We start from the raw sequence: 18,007 nt of genomic DNA, 5'->3' as shown, positions 1-18,007 counted from the left end.
CGACGATAGCTCACGGCTCGCGATTTGACGGGGATGCGACCCGGACGAGGGATAAGTAGGTCTGCACAAATAACGACAGACCCTTCCAGGAGAGGGCTGCGGCGACCCCGCAGCCCTTTTTCTTGATCGTTTCCGGGACGCCGGCGCGACGCCGAAGCGGTTTCCCGATGCTGCAAAACGCTTTATGGTGCCGCCGAGCTTGTGGCGCACGAAACAAGTAAATTCATTAAAATCAAAGGTTTAGGCAAAAGGCCGGCCTTTGGAGGGCGGTTTGACGCGATATCTTTCGACCCGGGGCGAGGCCCCTGAGCTTGGCTTCCGCGACGTGATGCTGACCGGGCTTGCCCGCGACGGCGGCCTCTACGTGCCCGTGACCTGGCCACAGCTCTCGCACGACGCCATCGCAAAATTCTTCGGCCGCCCCTATTGGGAGGTCGCGGTCGAAATCATCCGGCCGTTCGCGGCCGGCGAGATTTCCGATGCCGAGCTCGGCCGCATGGCCAACGAAGCCTACGCCACCTTCCGCCATCCCGCGGTCGTGCCGCTGCGCCAGATGTCGCCGAACCAGTTCGTGCTCGAGCTGTTCCACGGCCCGACGCTGGCGTTCAAGGACGTCGCGATGCAGCTCATCTCGCGGTTGATGGATCATGTGCTCGCCAAGCGCGGCCAGCGCACCACCATCGTGGTCGCGACCTCGGGTGACACCGGCGGCGCCGCGGTCGAGGCCTTCGCGGGGCTGGAGAATGTCGACCTCATCGTGCTGTTTCCGAACGGCCGCATCTCCGACGTGCAGCGCCGCATGATGACGACGACGGGCGCTGCCAATGTGCATGCGCTCGCGATCGAAGGCACGTTTGACGATTGCCAGGCCATCGTGAAGGCGATGTTCAATCATCACCGCTTCCGCGACCAGGTCGCGCTGTCGGGCGTCAACTCGATCAACTGGGCGCGCATCGTGGCCCAGGTTGTCTATTATTTCACCTCAGCCGTCGCGGTCGGCTCGCCCGCGCGCAAGGTCGATTTCACCGTGCCCACGGGCAATTTCGGCGACATCTTTGCCGGCTACGTCGCCAAGCGCATGGGCCTGCCGGTGCGCACCCTGCGCATCGCCGCCAACGTCAACGACATCCTGGCGCGCACGCTCAAGACCGGCATCTACGAGGTCCGCGAGGTGCATGCGACGGCGTCGCCCTCGATGGACATCCAGATCTCCTCGAATTTCGAGCGGCTGCTGTTCGAGGCCGGCAAGCGCGACGCTGCCGGTGTGCGCCGGCTGATGGAGTCGCTGAAGCAGTCCGGCCGCTTCGTCCTGCCGGATGCGACGCTCGCTTCCGTCCGCGAGGAATTCGACGCAGGCCGTGCCGACGAGACCGAGACCTCGGCTGCGATCCGCGCCGCCTGGCGCGAGGCCGGCGAGCTCGTCGATCCCCACACCGCCGTGGCGCTGGCGGTGGCGGACCGCGACACCACCGACACCAGCGTGCCCAACATCGTGCTGTCCACCGCCCATCCGGCGAAATTCCCCGATGCGGTCGAGGCGGCCTGCGGCGTGCGCCCGCAACTTCCCGTCTGGCTCGACGGATTGATGACCAAATCCGAACACATCAAGGTGATGAAAAACGACCAGGCCGAGGTCGAGCGATTCGTGTTGTCGGTCAGCCGCGCGGCGAAACAAGGGGTAGCCGGATGAGCGTCGAGATCTCCAAGCTTCCCTCCGGCCTCACCGTCGTCACCGACAACATGCCCCATGTCGAGACCGCGGCGCTCGGCGTCTGGGCCGGCGTCGGCGGGCGCGACGAGAAGCCCAACGAGCACGGCATCTCGCATCTCCTGGAACACATGGCGTTCAAGGGCACGACACGGCGGTCCTCGCGCGAGATCGTCGAGGAGATCGAGGCCGTCGGCGGCGACCTCAACGCCGGCACCTCGACCGAGACGACGTCCTATTACGCGCGGGTGATGAAGGCCGACGTGCCGCTGGCGCTCGACGTGCTCTCCGACATTCTCGCCAATCCCGCCTTCGAGCCGGACGAGCTCGAGCGTGAGAAGAACGTCATCGTGCAGGAGATCGGCGCCGCGCAGGACACGCCCGACGACGTCGTGTTCGAGCATCTCAACGAGCTCTGCTACCCGGACCAGCCGATGGGCCGCTCGCTGCTCGGCACCGCAAAAACCTTGCGCAGCTTCAATCGCGACTCGCTGCGCGGCTATCTCTCCACGCATTATCGCGGGCCCGACATGGTGGTGGCCGCGGCCGGCGCGGTCGATCACAAGCAGGTGGTCGCCGAGGTCGAGAAGCGCTTTGCGAGCTTCGAGGGAACGCCCGGACCGAAACCGCAGACCGCGATGTTCGGCAAGGGCGGCGCAAAAGTGGTGCATCGCGAGCTCGAGCAGGCGCATCTGACGCTGGCGCTGGAAGGCGTGCCGCAGACCGATCTGTCGCTGTTCTCGCTCCAGGTCTTTACCAACATCCTCGGCGGCGGAATGTCGTCGCGGCTGTTCCAGGAGGTGCGGGAGAAGCGGGGGCTCTGCTACTCCATCTACAGTTTTCACGCGCCCTATACCGATACCGGGTTCTTCGGCCTCTACACCGGCACCGATCCCGCCGACGCCCCTGAAATGATGGAGGTCGTGGTCGACATCATCAATGATTCGGTGGAGACGCTGACCGAAGCCGAGATCGCCCGCGCCAAGGCGCAGATGAAGGCCGGCCTGTTGATGGCGCTGGAGAGCTGCTCGTCGCGGGCCGAGCAGCTCGCGCGGCACGTTCTGGCCTATGGACGGCCGCAGACGGTGCAGGAGCTGGTGGCCCGGATCGATGCGGTCTCCGTCGAATCGACCCGCAATGCCGCCAGGGCGCTGTTGTCGCGCAGCCGCCCTGCCGTGGTTGCATTGGGCGCCGGCAGGGGTCTGGACACGGCAGTGTCTTTTGCGGAAGGATTGACCAAGGCGCGAGCCAAGGCGCGGTTGCACTAGCACCTCGCCCGACCGGGCTGACGCGCCCCGGGAAGCATCACATGGCCCTGTTTCGCCTGCCATCCAGTGGACCCGCCGCCCTCGCCCCGCGCGGCAACGGCCTGTTGCTGCGCGCGCCGCAGATGTCGGACTTTCTGCAATGGGCACATTTGCGTGAAGCGAGCCGCGATTACCTGACCCCTTGGGAGCCGATCTGGCCGTCGGATGACCTCACCCGGTCGGGCTTCCGCCGCCGCCTGCGCCGCTATGCCGAGGACATCGCCGCGGACCGTTCCTATCCCTTTCTGGTGTTCCGGGAGCTGGACGGCGCGATGGTCGGCGGTATCACGCTCGCCAATGTCCGCCGCGGCATCGTCCAGGCCGGCACGATCGGCTACTGGGTCGGGCAGCCCCACGCCCATCGCGGCTACATGACGGCTGCGCTGCGGGTGCTGCTGCCGACCCTGTTCGGCGAGCTCAATCTGCACCGGGTGGAGGCCGCCTGCATCCCCACCAATGCGCCGTCGATCCGGGTGCTGGAGAAGTGCGGCTTCTCCCGCGAGGGCCTGGCGCGCCGCTACCTCTGCATCAACGGGGTCTGGCAGGACCACCTGCTGTTCGGCCTGCTGCACGAGGATTTTCGCGGCTAACCAAGCCGAAAGTCTGCCTAATGCTGCCTTGGGTTCTGCCTTGGGTTCGCCGATTTTGGCGATATAACCCGCTTCATCCGGGCACGAGCCGGGGAGTGTCATGGAGTACGGGGCGTTCATGCCAAGAGAGCTTCGATCATCGTCGAGCAGGGCGCGGCGCGGTGGCGTGATTGCGCTGGTCGTTGCGGTGACGCTTGCCGCGGCCTCGCCGGCCGCCGCGCAATCGCTGACCGACCGCTTCAAGAGCCTGTTCGGTGGCAAGTCGGATGAGCCGGCCCAGACCGCGCCCGCGCCCAATCCCGCTGAGGCGCCTGAGGTCGATTGTCCCCAGGTCACGGTGCGTGCCGGTGCGTCCACCTATACGGTCTCACTCCAGGGCAAGCAGGCCGGCAGCAACGACGTCCGCTACCAGGCCTCGATCACCAAGATGGCGCGCGAATGCATCCGCAATGGCGGCGAGATCACCGCGCGGGTCGGCATCCAGGGCCGCGTCGTGGCGGGTCCCGCCGGCGCGCCGGCATCGGTCGATATCCCCCTGCGCATCGCCGTCGTCCAGGGCGGCATCGGCGAGAAGGTGATCGCCTCCAAGGCGTACCGGACCACGGTTTCGATGTCCGAGGACGGCAGCGTGCCCTTCACCTTCGTCGCCGAGGATCTCGTCTATCCGTTGCCGTCAGCCGCCGTTGCTGACAACTACATCTTCTACGTCGGCTTCGACCCGCAGGCGCTGGCGGGCGGCTCGAAGGCCGCGCCGAAAAAGAAGAAGTAGCTCGCGCTCGGAGAAGCGAATTGCTCTCTTACCCTCCCCTGGAGGGGGAGGGTCGGCACGTCATCGAGCGAAGCGAGATTGCGTGACGGGGTGGGGTGACGGTCCCTCCGCGTCGCACACTGCCCGAGTTGAGAGATCACCCCACCCCGCTCGCGCTGCGCGCGATCGACCCTCCCCCTCCAGGGGAGGGTAAGAGACCGACTCAACAAAAAAGCCGGCGCGATCAGCGCCGGCTTTTTGATTGTCGGGGAATGCGTCCCTCAGTTCAGCTTCTGCCGAACCTCGGAGATGCCCTTGGCGAGCAGGTCGTCGGCGACCTGGCCCTTGACCGACTGCGACAGGATCGTCGACGCGGCCTGCACGGCGGCTTCCGCGGCTGCGGCGCGGACGTCGGCGACGGCCTGGGCTTCGGCGAGCGCGATCTTGCCCTCAGCGGTCTTGGTGCGGCGGGCGACGAAGTCTTCCACCTTCGCCTTGGCCTCGGTCGCGATGCGCTCGGCTTCGGACTTGGCGTTGGCGATGATGTCGGCGGCCTCACGCTCGGCGGTGGCGCTGCGCGCCTTGTAGCCGGCGAGCACCTTGGCGGCCTCTTCCTTCAGGCGCGTGGCGTCGTCGAGCTCCGCCTTGATGCGGGCGGCGCGATGATCGAGCGCAGTCATCGCCGACTTGAACACCCCGAGATAGCCGAACACGACCATCAGGAGCACGAAGGCAACGGCGACCCAGGTTTCAGGATCGAAGAACATGTTCGACTAACCCTTCAAGGACGCGTCAACGGCGGCATTGAGCGAGGCCGCATCCGGAACGATGCCGGTGAGCCGCTGCACGATCGCGCTTGCCGTATCGGCCGCGATGCCGCGGACGTTGCTCATGGCGGCGGTGCGGGTCGAGGCGATGGTCTTCTCCGCCTCGGCGAGCTTCTTCGCCAACTGGTCTTCCAGGGCCTTGCGTTCGGCTTCCGCCTGCGCATTCGCCTTGTCGCGGGACTCGTTGCCGATTGCCTGCGCCCGCGAGCGCGCCGCAGCGAGCTCGTTCTCATAGGCCTTCAGCGCCGCGTCGGACTGGTCCTTCAGCTTCTGCGCCTCGGTGAGGTCACCCTCGATCTTGTTCTGACGCGCCTCGATCGCGCCGCCGACCTTCGGCAGAGCGAGCTTGGACACGATCACGTAGAGCAGGACGAAGAAGATCGCGAGCGACACCAGTTGCGAAGCAAAGGTGCTGCTCTCGAACGGCGGAAAGCCGCCGCTGTGATGACCGCCGTCGGCTTCGGTGTGGGCTTTGGCCGGCTGGCCTTTGGCCCCGCCATGACTCTCGGCCATGGAGTACTCCTGTTGCTGTCACGCGCCGCTTCGGACGAAGCGGCGCGGAAGAAGTCGTTCTTTAGAAAACGAACAGCAGAAGCAGCGCGATCAGCAGCGAGAAGATGCCGAGCGCTTCGGTCACGGCGAAGCCGAAGATCAGGTTGCCGAACTGGCCCTGAGCAGCCGACGGGTTGCGGACGGCTGCGGCGAGGTAGTTGCCGAAGATTACGCCCACGCCGACGCCCGCGCCGCCCATGCCGATGCACGCGATGCCCGCGCCGATAAGTTTTGCTGCTGCCGGATCCATTTTAGACTCCTTGGAAGAAAGATAGGGTTGTGGGTGGAAATTTCCCGGACCGCTCAGTGTCCCGGATGAATGGCGTCGTTGAGGTAGATGCAGGTCAGGATCGCAAACACATAGGCTTGCAGGAACGCGACCAGGATCTCGAGAGCGTACAGCGCGATGGTGAGCGCCAGCGGCAGCACGCCGCCGACCCAGCCGATGGCGCCGAGCGAGAAGCCCAGCATGGCGACGAAGCCCGCGAACACCTTCAGCGCGATGTGGCCGGCCAGCATGTTGGCGAACAGACGAATGCTGTGCGAGACCGGCCGCAGGAAGAACGACAGGATCTCGATGAACATGACCAGCGGCAGGATGTAGCCGGGGACGCCGTGCGGAACGAAGATCGAGAAGAATTTCAGGCCGTTCTTGGCGACGCCGTAGATCAGCACGGTGAAGAAGACCAGCAGCGCCAGCCCGACCGTGACGATCAGATGGCTCGAGACCGTGAAGGTGTAGGGGATGATGCCGACCAGGTTCGAGACGCAGATGAACATGAACAGCGAAAAGATCAGCGGGAAGAACTTCATGCCTTCCGCGCCGGCGGTCGAGCGGATGGTCGAGGCGACGAATTCGTAGGAGATTTCGGCGACCGACTGCAGGCGCCCCGGAACGAGCTGCGAGCCGCTCGCCAGCATCAGGATCGAGATGACGGCAACCGCCACCAGCATGTAGAGCGACGAATTGGTGAAGGCGATCGTTTGATTGCCGATATGGCCAATCGTGAAGAGGGGCTCGATGTTGAACTGGTGGATCGGATCAATTTTCATCGGCGCGGCATCTCTTGGTCTGCCGGCGAGCCGGCTGGTCTCGGTCTGCCGGGCCTGACCCGGCTGTACCGGTGGGACCGGTACGAAATTCATCTGGCCGGTTACGAGCCGCCGCGCCTGCTTGAACCCGCGCCGGCCGACCTCACCACGTTCACGACGCCGGCCACGAAGCCCAGCAGCATGAACACGATGAATCCGAAAGGCGACGTCGACAGCAAACGGTCGAAACCCCAGCCAATCCCCGCTCCGACAGCGACACCGGCGACCAACTCCGACGAAAGCCGGAAACCCAGCGCCATCGCCGAGGCTCTGGCCGCCGCATCTCCACTTCCACCTGCGGGTTGCTCCGTCTTCACCTGGCGGTCGCGTAAATCCGACAGCCGTTGATCAAGACGTCCGAGCCTTGCGGAAAGCGCAGCTTCCTCGGGAGATTTACCGCCATCTCCATTCTCGCCGTGTCCCGTGCCCTGTGCCATGCAACGAAGACCCGAAACGCGCGCGGTTGAATGGAAATTACGCCCGCCACCCTCAAAAGCCGCGCGGACCATACTGATGGCACCTAGCCAAGTCAAGCCGAGTCACGATTGCGTTGAAATGACCTATGTCATTGATTTATTTGTGTATATTCCGATATTCGCTGACGCTGCACACAGCGTGACGCCGCACCGCAGCAGCTCCTGTGCGCAACGCATGGTCGGAAGCGGATTTCGCTGCTTTCGGCAGCTCGCTCCGAAGGGGTATGTAGCGCAACCTGCGGACGCGTTCTGGGCTGCATGGACTCCCGTCCGGGCCGTGCGCGGGCGAGGGGGCGGGTGTAGGATTGATCCAACCCAGCGATGGTCGCGACGGAGCTATGCGATGAGACCAGCGACATCATGTTCGAAGCCGGTGATTGCGATCGCGGCCATCGCCGCGCTCGCGCTCGGTGGCGGCCTCGTCACCGCGCAATCGGCGCCTGACGCCGAAAACGGCCGCTACACCATGACGCCGACGCCGGAGGGCGTGCTCCGGCTCGACACCCGCACCGGCACGGTGTCGACCTGCAGCAAGAACGGCACCGGCTGGGCCTGCTACGCCGTGCCTGACGAGCGCACCGCGCTCGATGCCGAGATCGGACGGCTGCAGGCCGAGGTCGAGAAGTTGAAGGCGCAAGTCGCGGCCGGGCCCACGGTGTCGGGCAAGATCGACGAGGCACTGCCGAAATCGGATCCGCTGAAGAAGAGCGAGCCCAAGGTCGCGGACGGCGAACGCAAGATCGAGATTCCGTTGCCGAGCGACCAGGATGTCGATCGCGTGATGTCGTTCCTCGAGCGCGCCTGGCGGCGGTTGATCGAGATGGCCAATCGCGTGCAGAAGGACGTGTCGGGGAAAATCTAGCGTCTTGCGAGATGCCGTAGGGTGGGCAAAGCGAAGCGTGCCCACCATCTATCCTCGACTGCGACAGAAGAGGTGGGCACGCTTCCGCCTTCGCTCTGCGAGCTTCGCCGGAGCTTTGCCCACCCTACGGCACCTCATCTGCAGCTATGAGCTCTCTTATGACGTCGGCAAGATCAATGACCCGCTCCGCACCATCGACCGTGCAGGCCACGTCCATCACATCGTCTCTCCTCACCGTGCAGACGCCCGGCCGCGGCTTCATCGATCTCACGGGCGAAGCCCGGGCGTTCATCGCCGATGCGGGCGCCGGCGACGGCGCGCTGACGCTGTTCATCCGCCACACCTCCGCCTCGCTGACGATCCAGGAAAACGCCGATCCATCCGTGCTGGTCGATCTCGCCACCGCGCTGGCGCGGCTGGCGCCTGAGAACACCGGGTGGGTCCATGATCTCGAGGGGCCGGACGACATGCCGGCACATATCAAGACCATGCTGACTGCAACCTCGCTCCAGGTCCCTGTTCTGGACGGAGCACTGGCGCTCGGGACATGGCAGGGGATCTATCTCATCGAGCATCGCAGCCGCCCGCATCAGCGCGAGGTCGTGCTGCAATTCATCGGCAGCCAACGGTAGGGACAAAACAAAACCGGCCGCGGAGACCGCGGCCGGTTCGTGTTTGACGATCGTGCCTTCGATCAGGTCGCCTTGATGTCGACGTCCTTGGTCTCGGGCAGGAAGAAGAAACCGATCACGACCGTGATGGACGCGAAGATGATCGGGTACCAGAGACCTGCATAGATGTCGCCGGTCGAGGCCACGATCGCGAACGCGGTCGCGGGCAGGAGGCCGCCGAACCAGCCGTTGCCGATGTGGTAGGGCAGCGACATCGAGGTGTAGCGGATGCGGGTCGGGAACAGTTCGACCAGCATCGCGGCGATCGGGCCGTACACCATGGTCACGTAGACGACCAGGATGAACAAGAGCCCGATGATCGCGGCCACCTGCGGACGGAAGATGTCGAACGGATGCGCCATCTTCACGATGCCGGCGTCGCCCACCTTGGGATAGCCGGCCGCAGCAACAGCCGCCGTGACCGCCGGGTTGCCGTCCTTGGCGTTGGCGTAGGGCACTTCCTTGCCGTTGACCATGACCTTCACGCCGGAGCCGGCCGCACCGTAGCTCGTCGTGTACTTGACCGACGACTGGGCGAGGAAGGCGCGGGCGGTGTCGCACGGTGCGGAGAAGACGCGGGTGCCGACCGGGTTGAACAGGTCGCCGCAGCCTGCGGGATCGGCCACAACCTCGACCTTCGCGGATTCGATCGCCTTCTCCAGCGCCGGGTTGGCGTTGGTGGTGATCATCTTGAAGATCGGGAAGAAGGTCAGCGCCGCGATCAGGCAGCCGCCGAGGATGATCGGCTTGCGGCCGATCTTGTCGGACAGCGCGCCGAACACGATGAAGAAGCCGGTGCCGAGCAGCAGCGACCAGGCGATCAGAAGGTTGGCGGTGTAGCCGTCGACCTTCAGGATCGATTGCAGGAAGAACAGCGCGTAGAACTGGCCGGTGTACCAGACCACGCCCTGGCCCATCACGCCGCCGAGCAGGGCGAGCAGCACGAGCTTGCCGTTCTGCCAGTTGCCGAAGGCTTCGGTCAGCGGCGCCTTCGAGCCCTTACCTTCGTCCTTCATCTTCTGGAAGATCGGCGATTCGTTCAGACGCAGCCGGATCCAGACGGAGATGCCGAGCAGCAGCACCGAGACCAGGAACGGAATGCGCCAGCCCCACGCCGCGAAGTCGGTTTCGCCGATCGCCGAGCGGGTGAACAGGATCACCAGCAGCGACAGGAACAGGCCGAGCGTCGCGGTGGTCTGGATGAAGGAGGTATAGTAGCCGCGCTTGCCGTTCGGCGCATGCTCCGCGACATAGGTCGCCGCACCGCCATACTCGCCGCCGAGCGCGAGGCCCTGGGCGAGGCGCAGCGCGATCAGGATGATCGGAGCCGCGATGCCGATGGTTGCTGCGTTCGGCAGCAGGCCGACGATGAAGGTCGACAGACCCATGATCAGAATGGTGACGAGGAAGGTGTATTTGCGGCCGACGATGTCGCCGACGCGGCCAAACACGATGGCGCCGAAGGGACGGACCAGGAAGCCGGCGGCGAACGCCAGCAGCGCGAAGATGTCACGCGTGGCCGGCGGATAGGCCGAGAAGAACTGTGCACCGATGATGCCGGCAAGCGATCCGTAGAGGTAGAAATCGTACCATTCGAACACGGTACCGAGCGAAGAGGCGAGAATGACGAACCGTTCGTCCTTCGTCATACCTCCCGCGCCTGTTTGAGACACTGCCATCGTCGACATGTTGAGTTCGCTCCCCGAAAATTCGTTTGCTATCTCCCGGACGACCGGATGCACCGGATCTGTCTGGGCCTTGTGCTAAAGTAACATCGTCGTGAAACCTCCCCCAATACGACTTTTGGCCTTGCGCGCTGACGCACACCTGACGACCTGCCATTCAATACCGCAGGCACGCAGCAGGTTGTGGATTAACCCCTTTGCAGCAAAGGGATAATGTGTACTTGCATGCCACGGCCGGCCGGGGAAGAATTGGCGAGGCCCCCGGTGCGGCATTCCGTACCGCCGCATGTGCCGCACTTGCCGAAATTCGGCGTAACGACAGCAAGGGACGATGAGCGCTTCTCCAACCCATCTTGTCATTGCCGATGATCATCCCCTGTTCCGCGGTGCGTTGCGGCAGGCGGTGGCGGGCGTCCTGACCACGGCCAAGATCGACGAAGCAGGATCGTTCGAGGACCTCACAAAGCTCCTCGAGGAGACCTCGGAGGTCGATCTGATCCTGCTCGATCTCTCGATGCCCGGGATCTCCGGCTTTTCCGGCCTGATCTATTTGCGGGCGCAATATCCGGCGATTCCGGTGGTGATCGTCTCGGCCTCCGACGACAGCGCCACGATCCGCCGTTCGCTGGATTTCGGAGCCTCCGGTTTCATTCCAAAGCGATTCGGCGTCGAGACGCTGCGCGACGCCATCCTCAAGGTGATGGAGGGGGACGTCTGGGTGCCGGCCGATACCGACCTGTCGGCACCGGCGGATCCCGACATGACGCGGCTGCGCGACCGGCTGGTGACGCTCACCCCGCAACAGGTGCGGGTGCTGATGATGCTGTCGGAAGGGCTGCTCAACAAGCAGATCGCCTATGAGCTCGGCGTCTCCGAGGCGACCATCAAGGCCCACGTCTCCGCGATCCTGCAAAAGCTTGGCGTCGAAAGCCGCACCCAGGCGGTGATCGCCGCAGCAAAGATCGCCGGCAGCCAATGGAAGCAGGGAACGGCGACGGAGTGATTTGCGGCCAAGCGCATGATTCCCGCTGAATCGTTGCTGGCGAACTCCACCCCCTTGTTCGCGCGAGACCTTTTCAGAAAAGCGCGCAATATTTTCCCCAGGCGCGCTCTACTGTGCATGGGGTTGTTTTCACCGCAGTTTGACTGGACCGGCCGGAACCCTATTCCGCCGCCACCATCTGCTGGGTGCGCCATTGCCCGAGCAGGGCACGCAGCGAGGCCGGCTTCAGCGGCTTGTTGAGCACCGCGATCTTCTCCTCGCGCGCCGCGACCTGCACGGCCGGGCTGCGATCGGCGGTGATCAGGATCGCCGGGATCGCGTCGCCGAACTTGCGGCGGATGTCGCGGATGGCGGCGATGCCGTTGCCGCGGTCGAGGTGGTAGTCGACCAGGAGGCCGGTAACGGGACGGCCGGCGGCCTCGATGGCCGATATCGCGGACTCGGGGTCGGCGACCGCGATCACCTCGGCGTCCCACGCCTTCAGCAGCGTGCGCATGCCGTCGAGGATGGCCGCGTCGTTCTCGATGCAGACGATCAGCGCGCCGGAGATCGGCGTGCGCGCCAGCGGCGTCGCGCTCGTCACCGCCGCGGTATGGGTGACGGCGCTGGCGGTCGGGACGGTGACCGAAAACACCGAGCCGCCGCTCGCATTGGCGTCGATGGCGATGCCGTGGTCGAGCACGCGCGCCAGACGTTCGACGATCGAGAGCCCGAGCCCGAGGCCGCGCGCGATCCGCGCGCCCTGCTCGAGGCGGTGGAACTCTTTGAAGATCTCGGCGCGCTTCACCACGGGGATGCCGACGCCGGTGTCGTAGACGCAGATCTTCAGCGACTCGCCGTGGCGGCGGCAGCCGACCAGCACGCGTCCGCGCGGGGTGTATTTGATCGCGTTCGAGATCAGGTTCTGCAGCAGCCGCCGCAGCAGCAGGCGGTCCGACCGAACCGCCAGCGAGCACGGCATGAAGCTCAGTCGCAGACCCTTGGCGCGCGCGATCGGCGCGAACTCGATCTCCAGCGAGCGCATGAGGTCGCCGACCTTGAAGCTCGTGATCGACGTCGTCATCGCGCCGGCGTCGAGCCGCGAGATGTCCAGCAGTGCGCCGAGGATCTCCTCGATCGCCTGCAGGGATTCGTCGATGTTCTCGACCAGCCGCGTCTCCTCGCCGCCGGCCGGCCGTTCGACCAGGCTCGTGACGTAGAGCCGCGCCGCGTTGAGCGGCTGCAGGATGTCGTGGCTCGCCGCGGCGAGGAATCGGGTCTTGGAGATGTTGGCGTCTTCGGCCGTGCTCTTGGCCTGCGCCAGCTCGGAGTTCAGCCGGGTCAGCTCCTCGGTGCGGTCGCGGACGCGCTTTTCCAGTGTCGCATTGGCGCGCTCCAGCGCTTCGGCAGCCTCGAACGACGGCGTCACGTCGGTGAAGGTGATGACGAAGCCGCCGCCCGGCATGCGGTTGGTCAGGACTTCCAGCACCATGTGGCGGTCGGGCAGGCGTTCGAGATAGGGCTCGCTCTCGGTCGTATACGCCGCGAGCCGCCGCTCCACGGCCGCCGCGTGCTCGGCCGCGTCGGTCGGGCCGTGGATCTCCATGATCTCCAGGATCTCGCGCAGCGGCGTGCCGAACTGCACGAGATGCATGGGCACGCCGAGGATGTCGCCGAACTGCCTGTTGGAGCAGATGAGCCGGAGATCGTCGTCGAACACGGCGATGCCCTGGCGCACGTGGTTCAGCGCGGTCTGCAGCATCTCGCGGTTGAAATGCAGCGCGGCATGGGAATCGTCGAGCAGCTTTAGCGCGGCTCTGGCCGAAACGGTTCGCTTGCGCAGCAGCAGCGACATCACGAGGCGCGAGGAGGCAGCCCCGATCGACGAGGCGATCAGATGCTCGGCATGCTGCAGCAGCTCGAAATCCGCGGGCGCCGTGGCTTCGAGCCGCGCATTGCGCCGCGCCGCAAAGGCCTCGAAGGAATGCCGGGCGCGGTCGGGGCCGAGATACTGCGCCACCGTGCTCTGGATGTCCTGCACCGTGACGGTGGTGCGCCAGCGGCGAAAACTCGGCGCGCTCGGAGCGAGCGTGTTGGGCACGAACAGATCGGCCTGCATCAGCTCGATCGAGGTCGGCGCGCGCATCAACGACAGCACGACATAGGTGAGAATGTTGAGCGATAGCGACCAGGCGACGCCATGCAGCAGCGGGGGAAGATCGGTGCCGAACAGCGCCTGCGGCCGCAGCGCCTCGATCCCGAACGGCCCATGCTGGAGCAGCAGGATTCCCGCGGTGGAGGAATCGAGGAAGCTCGGAACGAACAGCGTGTACAGCCACACCGCAAAACCGACCAGCATGCCGCCGATGGCGCCGCGCGCGGTCGCGCGCCGCCACAGCAATCCGCCGAAGAACGACGGCGCAAGCTGGGCGATCGCGGCAAACGACAACAGACCGATCGCCACGAGCTGGGTGTTACCGAGCGCGCGATAATAGAAATAGGCCATCACCATGATGGCGAAGATCGCAAAGCGCCGCGAGCGCAGCAGGAAGTCGCCGAAGTCGGAGGAGCCGGCACGGCCCTCGGGCCGGCGCTGCAGCACCAGCGGCACCACGAGGTCGTTGGAGACCATGATCGAGAGCGCGACGCATTCAACGATCACCATCGCGGTCGCCGCCGACAGGCCGCCGACGAAGATCGCGACACTCAGCGCCTCGCTGCCGCCCTCGATCGGCAGCGCCAGCACGTACATATCGGGGTCGACCGCGCCGAACGGGAAGGTCACGAGGCCGGCGAGCGCGATCGGGATCACGAACAGGTTGATGGCGACCAGATAGAGCGGGAACAGCCAGCGCGCACGGGAGACTTCCGCGTCCGACGAATTCTCCACCACACTGACATGGAACTGGCGCGGCAGCAGCATGATGGCGCAGAACGACAGCAGCGTCATGGTGAGGAAGTTGCCGATCGACGGCGAGTAGTTGATGACGCGCAGCGCCTCCGGCGTCTTCAGCGCGCGCTCGATCAATTCGTTCGGCGAGAACATCCAGAAGGTGACGAAGGCGCCGGCGGCGAGGAAGGCGACCAGCTTGACGATGGATTCGGTCGCGACCGCGAGCATCAACCCGTGCTGATGTTCGGTGGCGTCGGTCTGCCTGGTGCCGAACAGCACCGCGAAGGCGGCCATCGCCAGCGTCACCATCAGCGCCATGTCGCCGAGGATCGGGATGTGGGAGAAGGCCTGGTCTTCGCTCAAAATGGTTTCGAGCGAGGAGGCGACGGCCTTGAGCTGGAGCGCGATATAGGGCACCGAGCCGATGATCGCGATCAGCGCGACGGTTGCCGCGACCGCCTGGCTCTTGCCGTAGCGCGCGCCGATGAAGTCGGCGATCGAGGTGATGTTCTGCGCCTTTGCGAGCTGGATGACCCGGCGGAGCACACCGATGCCGAGCCCGATCATCAGGATCGGGCCGACATAGATCGCGAGGAAGTCCGTCGCGGTGCGCGTGGCAAAGCCGACCGAGCCGAAGAAGGTCCAGGAGGTGCAGTAGATCGCGAGCGACAGCGGGTAGATGAAGCCGGAGACACGACCGGGCTTGGCCGGCGAGCGGCGGTCGCCGTGGCTCGCCACCAGGAACAGGAAGCCGATATAGCCGAAGGCGGCTGCGATCACGCCCCAGTCATGGAGCATTGCGGCGGGCTCTCCCTCTGGGCGCGGGTAGTCCGCGACCGTCTCATTTTCCGCTGCAAATCTAGCGCGATGGCGCGCGGCAAGCGACAGCCATTTTCCCGAGGATCTCAGGAACTGGCATCGTCGTTAAGCGGCAAACCCCAATGCCGTCCTGGCGAAAGCCAGGACCCATGGCTTTCGCCAGGACGACGATTACTCCGCCGCGAGCGACTTCTGCTTCAGCGGCAGGCCGAGGCGGTCCCAGACCTGGAGCAGGGCTTCGGCGAGCTGATCGATCAGGCCGTCGTCATGATAGGGCGAGGGCGTGATGCGCAGCCGCTCGGTGCCCTTGGCGACCGTCGGATAGTTGATCGGCTGGATGTAGATGCCGTGCTCTTCCAGCAGCAGGTCGGAGGCCTGTTTGCACTTCTCGGGATCGCCGACGAACAGCGGCACGATGTGCGTGTCGTTCGACATCACGGGCAGGCCGGCGGCGTTGAGGATCGCCTTGACGCGGGCGGCGCGGTCCTGGTGGCGCTCGCGCTCCCAGCTCGAGCTCTTCAGGTGCTTGATCGCGGCGGTTGCGGCCGAGCAGATCGCCGGCGGCAATGCGGTCGTGAAGATGAAGCCCGGCGCATAGGAGCGCACGGCGTCGATGATGTGGCCATTGCCGGCGATGTAGCCGCCAAGGCAGCCGAACGCCTTGGCCAGCGTGCCTTCGAGGATGTCGATGCGATGCATGACGCCGTCACGCTCGGCGATGCCGCCGCCGCGCGGGCCGTACATGCCGACCGCGTGCACTTCGTCGACATAGGTCATCGCGCCGTATTTCTCGGCGAGATCGCAGATCTTGGCGAGCGGGGCGACGTCGCCGTCCATGGAATAGAGGCTCTCGCAGGCGATCAGCTTGGGACGGCTGGGACCGGCGGCCTTCAGCAGCTCTTCGAGATGCGCGAGATCGTTGTGGCGGAACACGACCCGCTCGGCGCCCGACTGGCGGATGCCCTCGATCATCGAATTGTGGTTCAGCTCGTCCGACAGGATCAGGCAGTTCGGAATGAGTTTTGCGATGGTCGCAATGCCGGTCTGGTTCGAGACGTAGCCCGAGGTGAACAGCAGGGCGGCTTCCTTGCCGTGGAGGTCGGCGAGCTCGGCCTCGAGCTGCACCAGCGGGTGATGGGTGCCGGCGATGTTGCGGGTGCCGCCTGCGCCGGTGCCGACGCGGGTCGCGGTTTCCACCATGGCGCCGACCACCTTCGGGTGCTGGCCCATGCCGAGATAGTCGTTGGAGCACCAGATCACGACGTCGCGCTTGCCCTTCGGCGAGTGCCAGACCGCGTGCGGGAACCGGCCGGCCGTGCGCTCCAGATCGGCGAACACGCGATAGCGGCGCTCTTCATGGAGGCGATCGAGGGCATTATTGAAAAACTGGCTGTAATCCATCGGCATACCCAGTGTGGAACCTGACCGGCGAGGCCGGCCATTCTTAGAGCTTTTCCAGCTCTAATGTCTATGCGCTATCCCACAATTGGGGCCGCGCTGCATTTGGGCAAAATGCCCTATCCGGGCACCACCCATCTTGATCCCGATCAAGCTTTTGTGGAGGAGGCCCCGACCGCGGTGACCGTGTGCTCCCTCGCCACGCTTGCGGGGCGAGGCGAAGTCCACCTTCAGGTCGTTCTGAACTGCAGCACGCCGTCCTTGGTCTCGGCCGTCAGCCGTCCCTCGACCAGCATGTAGTTGACGTGGGCGACGAGCTCGCCCGAGGCAAAGCCCATCTGGTGCTCGTCCAGCACGTGCTTGTGGAACACGACCGGCACCAGATCCTTCGAGGTCTTCGGCTGCTCGCGGCATGCTTCCGCGATCAGCCGGCAGCGGTCCTCGTGGTGGTCGGCCAGCTGCTTGATGCGGGTCTTCAAGCCGTAGAACGGCACGCCGTGGCCGGGCAGCACCAGCACGTCATAGGGTAGGGTGGTGGTGAGGCTCGCGAGCGATGCCAGATATTCGCCGAGCGAGTTCTGCTCGGGCTCGACCGCCCACACGCTGACATTCGGCGAGATCTTGCTCAGCACCTGGTCGGCGGACAGGAACAGCTTGTCGTCGGCGCAATACAGCATCACCTGGTCGAGCGCGTGCCCGCCGCCGGTGATGACCTTGAAACGCCGCGAGCCGATCACGACGTCGTCGCCATGCGAGATGCGGTGATAGGACGGCGGCAGCACCGACACGCGCTTCAGATAATCCTGGCCGCGGCCGAGCAGCTTCTCGGTGAGCGATTCGTCCATGCCGTGGCGGCGAAAGAACAGCCGCTGCGCATTGCGGCGCTCTTCGGTGCCGCGGTTCTGGTGATAGACCGATTGCAGATACTCGACCTGCGACATCTGCAGCGGGCAGTTGAAGCGCTCGACGATCCAGCCGGCGAGGCCGACATGGTCGGGATGGGAATGCGTGACGATCAGCCGCGAGATGTGCACGCCCTTCAGCGGTCCGTCGAACAGTTTTGTCCAGGCCTCGATGGTCTCCTCATTGCCGAAGCCGGAGTCGATCATCGCATAGCCGTCGCCGTCGGCGAGCAGGTAGATGTTCACATGGTTGAGGCGGAACGGCAGCTTCAGCCGCACCCACAACACGCCGGGGCGCACCTCCACGACCTCTTCGGGGCCGGGATGCTGTTCCCAGGGATAACGCAGCGCCTCGGCCGAGGACTGCACGGAGTCGGTTTTCGAATTCATGGTCTATCGGTACCCGCAGCGGAGGCGGGATGCCAGCCGAAAAACGGGGCGGGGAGTTACGGCATACCCGTCATTCCCGGCCATTTTTCCGTAGCCCGGATGGAG

Annotated in this window: 16 protein-coding genes; 7 read left to right on the top strand and 9 right to left on the bottom strand. The window is 65.1% G+C overall.

Features of this window, described 5'->3' with window-relative positions:
• Nucleotides 1-271 precede the first annotated feature (271 nt).
• From thrC to C2U70_RS02525, 4 genes are all read left to right on the top strand, one after another.
• Nucleotides 272-1,690 (top strand): threonine synthase, encoded by a 1,419-nt coding sequence (gene thrC / locus C2U70_RS02540; RefSeq protein ID WP_186294024.1) that lies wholly within the window; start codon nt 272-274, stop codon nt 1,688-1,690.
• Complete coding sequence (locus C2U70_RS02535) at nt 1,687-2,976, top strand: M16 family metallopeptidase (RefSeq protein WP_140976287.1); 1,290 nt, start codon at nt 1,687-1,689, stop codon at nt 2,974-2,976. Before thrC ends, C2U70_RS02535 begins: the two co-directional genes overlap by 4 nt.
• A gap of 41 nt (nt 2,977-3,017) precedes the next feature.
• Nucleotides 3,018-3,605, top strand: coding sequence for a GNAT family N-acetyltransferase (locus C2U70_RS02530; RefSeq protein WP_140976286.1), 588 nt, complete (start codon nt 3,018-3,020; stop codon nt 3,603-3,605).
• 118 nt (nt 3,606-3,723) lie between these two features.
• The gene (locus tag C2U70_RS02525) at nt 3,724-4,374 is read left to right on the top strand and encodes a hypothetical protein (protein WP_140976285.1); all 651 of its coding nucleotides are present in this window, start codon (nt 3,724-3,726) and stop codon (nt 4,372-4,374) included.
• Nucleotides 4,375-4,634: 260 nt separating this feature from the next.
• Here C2U70_RS02525 and C2U70_RS02520 read toward each other — a convergent pair whose 3' ends face one another.
• From C2U70_RS02520 to C2U70_RS02500, 5 genes are all read right to left on the bottom strand, one after another.
• Entirely contained in the window at nt 4,635-5,120 is a 486-nt protein-coding gene (locus tag C2U70_RS02520; RefSeq protein WP_140976284.1) for an ATP F0F1 synthase subunit B, read from the bottom strand.
• A 6-nt stretch (nt 5,121-5,126) separates the two neighbouring features.
• On the bottom strand, nt 5,127-5,693 hold the full coding sequence (locus C2U70_RS02515; protein WP_140976283.1) for a F0F1 ATP synthase subunit B: 567 nt from the start codon (nt 5,691-5,693) through the stop codon (nt 5,127-5,129).
• A gap of 61 nt (nt 5,694-5,754) precedes the next feature.
• Complete coding sequence (locus tag C2U70_RS02510; RefSeq protein WP_018643436.1) at nt 5,755-5,982, bottom strand: F0F1 ATP synthase subunit C; 228 nt, start codon at nt 5,980-5,982, stop codon at nt 5,755-5,757.
• 53 nt (nt 5,983-6,035) lie between these two features.
• Nucleotides 6,036-6,785, bottom strand: a complete 750-nt coding sequence (locus C2U70_RS02505) for a F0F1 ATP synthase subunit A (protein WP_140976282.1) — start codon at nt 6,783-6,785, stop codon at nt 6,036-6,038.
• A gap of 101 nt (nt 6,786-6,886) precedes the next feature.
• Nucleotides 6,887-7,261, bottom strand: a complete 375-nt coding sequence (locus tag C2U70_RS02500) for an AtpZ/AtpI family protein (RefSeq protein WP_140976281.1) — start codon at nt 7,259-7,261, stop codon at nt 6,887-6,889.
• Between the two features lie 382 nt (nt 7,262-7,643).
• Between C2U70_RS02500 and C2U70_RS02490 the strand changes: the two genes are divergently transcribed.
• Nucleotides 7,644-8,162 (top strand): hypothetical protein, encoded by a 519-nt coding sequence (locus C2U70_RS02490; protein ID WP_140976280.1) that lies wholly within the window; start codon nt 7,644-7,646, stop codon nt 8,160-8,162.
• 158 nt (nt 8,163-8,320) lie between these two features.
• Nucleotides 8,321-8,794: a secondary thiamine-phosphate synthase enzyme YjbQ gene (locus tag C2U70_RS02485; protein WP_140976279.1), complete on the top strand. Its 474-nt coding sequence runs from the start codon at nt 8,321-8,323 to the stop codon at nt 8,792-8,794.
• A gap of 62 nt (nt 8,795-8,856) precedes the next feature.
• Here the strand turns inward: C2U70_RS02485 and C2U70_RS02480 are convergent, their stop codons facing one another.
• Nucleotides 8,857-10,482, bottom strand: coding sequence for an MFS transporter (locus C2U70_RS02480; protein WP_186294023.1), 1,626 nt, complete (start codon nt 10,480-10,482; stop codon nt 8,857-8,859).
• Nucleotides 10,483-10,849: 367 nt separating this feature from the next.
• Here C2U70_RS02480 and C2U70_RS02475 point away from each other — a divergent pair, with 367 nt between their 5' ends.
• The gene (locus C2U70_RS02475; protein ID WP_140976277.1) at nt 10,850-11,521 is read left to right on the top strand and encodes a response regulator; all 672 of its coding nucleotides are present in this window, start codon (nt 10,850-10,852) and stop codon (nt 11,519-11,521) included.
• 160 nt (nt 11,522-11,681) lie between these two features.
• Here C2U70_RS02475 and C2U70_RS02470 read toward each other — a convergent pair whose 3' ends face one another.
• The 3 genes from C2U70_RS02470 to C2U70_RS02460 all read right to left on the bottom strand — a co-directional run bounded on the left by C2U70_RS02470 (nt 11,682) and on the right by C2U70_RS02460 (nt 17,902).
• On the bottom strand, nt 11,682-15,191 hold the full coding sequence (locus tag C2U70_RS02470; protein WP_140976276.1) for a PAS domain-containing hybrid sensor histidine kinase/response regulator: 3,510 nt from the start codon (nt 15,189-15,191) through the stop codon (nt 11,682-11,684).
• A 192-nt stretch (nt 15,192-15,383) separates the two neighbouring features.
• Nucleotides 15,384-16,613, bottom strand: coding sequence for a 5-aminolevulinate synthase (gene hemA, locus C2U70_RS02465; protein WP_140976275.1), 1,230 nt, complete (start codon nt 16,611-16,613; stop codon nt 15,384-15,386).
• A 227-nt stretch (nt 16,614-16,840) separates the two neighbouring features.
• The gene (locus C2U70_RS02460) at nt 16,841-17,902 is read right to left on the bottom strand and encodes an MBL fold metallo-hydrolase (protein WP_140976274.1); all 1,062 of its coding nucleotides are present in this window, start codon (nt 17,900-17,902) and stop codon (nt 16,841-16,843) included.
• Nucleotides 17,903-18,007 lie beyond the last annotated feature (105 nt).

It is taken from the genome of Bradyrhizobium guangdongense (assembly GCF_006483445.1).
Classification (GTDB): domain Bacteria; phylum Pseudomonadota; class Alphaproteobacteria; order Rhizobiales; family Xanthobacteraceae; genus Bradyrhizobium; species Bradyrhizobium guangdongense_A.
The sequence above is the reverse complement of the archived record's forward strand: the minus strand, read 5'-3'. Positions and strand labels throughout refer to the sequence as shown.

Bases quoted from the DNA above. Each gene is read 5' to 3' on its own strand.
- C2U70_RS02535 (WP_140976287.1), top strand. From the start codon at position 1,687: ATGAGCGTCGAGATCTCCAAGCTTCCCTCCGGCCTCACCGTCGTCACC.
- hemA (WP_140976275.1), bottom strand. From the start codon at position 16,613: ATGGATTACAGCCAGTTTTTCAATAATGCCCTCGATCGCCTCCATGAA.
- C2U70_RS02530 (WP_140976286.1), top strand. From the start codon at position 3,018: ATGGCCCTGTTTCGCCTGCCATCCAGTGGACCCGCCGCCCTCGCCCCG.
- C2U70_RS02505 (WP_140976282.1), bottom strand. From the start codon at position 6,785: ATGAAAATTGATCCGATCCACCAGTTCAACATCGAGCCCCTCTTCACG.
- C2U70_RS02490 (WP_140976280.1), top strand. From the start codon at position 7,644: ATGAGACCAGCGACATCATGTTCGAAGCCGGTGATTGCGATCGCGGCC.
- C2U70_RS02525 (WP_140976285.1), top strand. From the start codon at position 3,724: ATGCCAAGAGAGCTTCGATCATCGTCGAGCAGGGCGCGGCGCGGTGGC.
- C2U70_RS02475 (WP_140976277.1), top strand. From the start codon at position 10,850: ATGAGCGCTTCTCCAACCCATCTTGTCATTGCCGATGATCATCCCCTG.
- C2U70_RS02480 (WP_186294023.1), bottom strand. From the start codon at position 10,482: ATGACGAAGGACGAACGGTTCGTCATTCTCGCCTCTTCGCTCGGTACC.
- C2U70_RS02520 (WP_140976284.1), bottom strand. From the start codon at position 5,120: ATGTTCTTCGATCCTGAAACCTGGGTCGCCGTTGCCTTCGTGCTCCTG.
- C2U70_RS02515 (WP_140976283.1), bottom strand. From the start codon at position 5,693: ATGGCCGAGAGTCATGGCGGGGCCAAAGGCCAGCCGGCCAAAGCCCAC.
- C2U70_RS02500 (WP_140976281.1), bottom strand. From the start codon at position 7,261: ATGGCACAGGGCACGGGACACGGCGAGAATGGAGATGGCGGTAAATCT.
- C2U70_RS02470 (WP_140976276.1), bottom strand. From the start codon at position 15,191: ATGCTCCATGACTGGGGCGTGATCGCAGCCGCCTTCGGCTATATCGGC.
- C2U70_RS02460 (WP_140976274.1), bottom strand. From the start codon at position 17,902: ATGAATTCGAAAACCGACTCCGTGCAGTCCTCGGCCGAGGCGCTGCGT.
- C2U70_RS02485 (WP_140976279.1), top strand. From the start codon at position 8,321: ATGACGTCGGCAAGATCAATGACCCGCTCCGCACCATCGACCGTGCAG.
- C2U70_RS02510 (WP_018643436.1), bottom strand. From the start codon at position 5,982: ATGGATCCGGCAGCAGCAAAACTTATCGGCGCGGGCATCGCGTGCATC.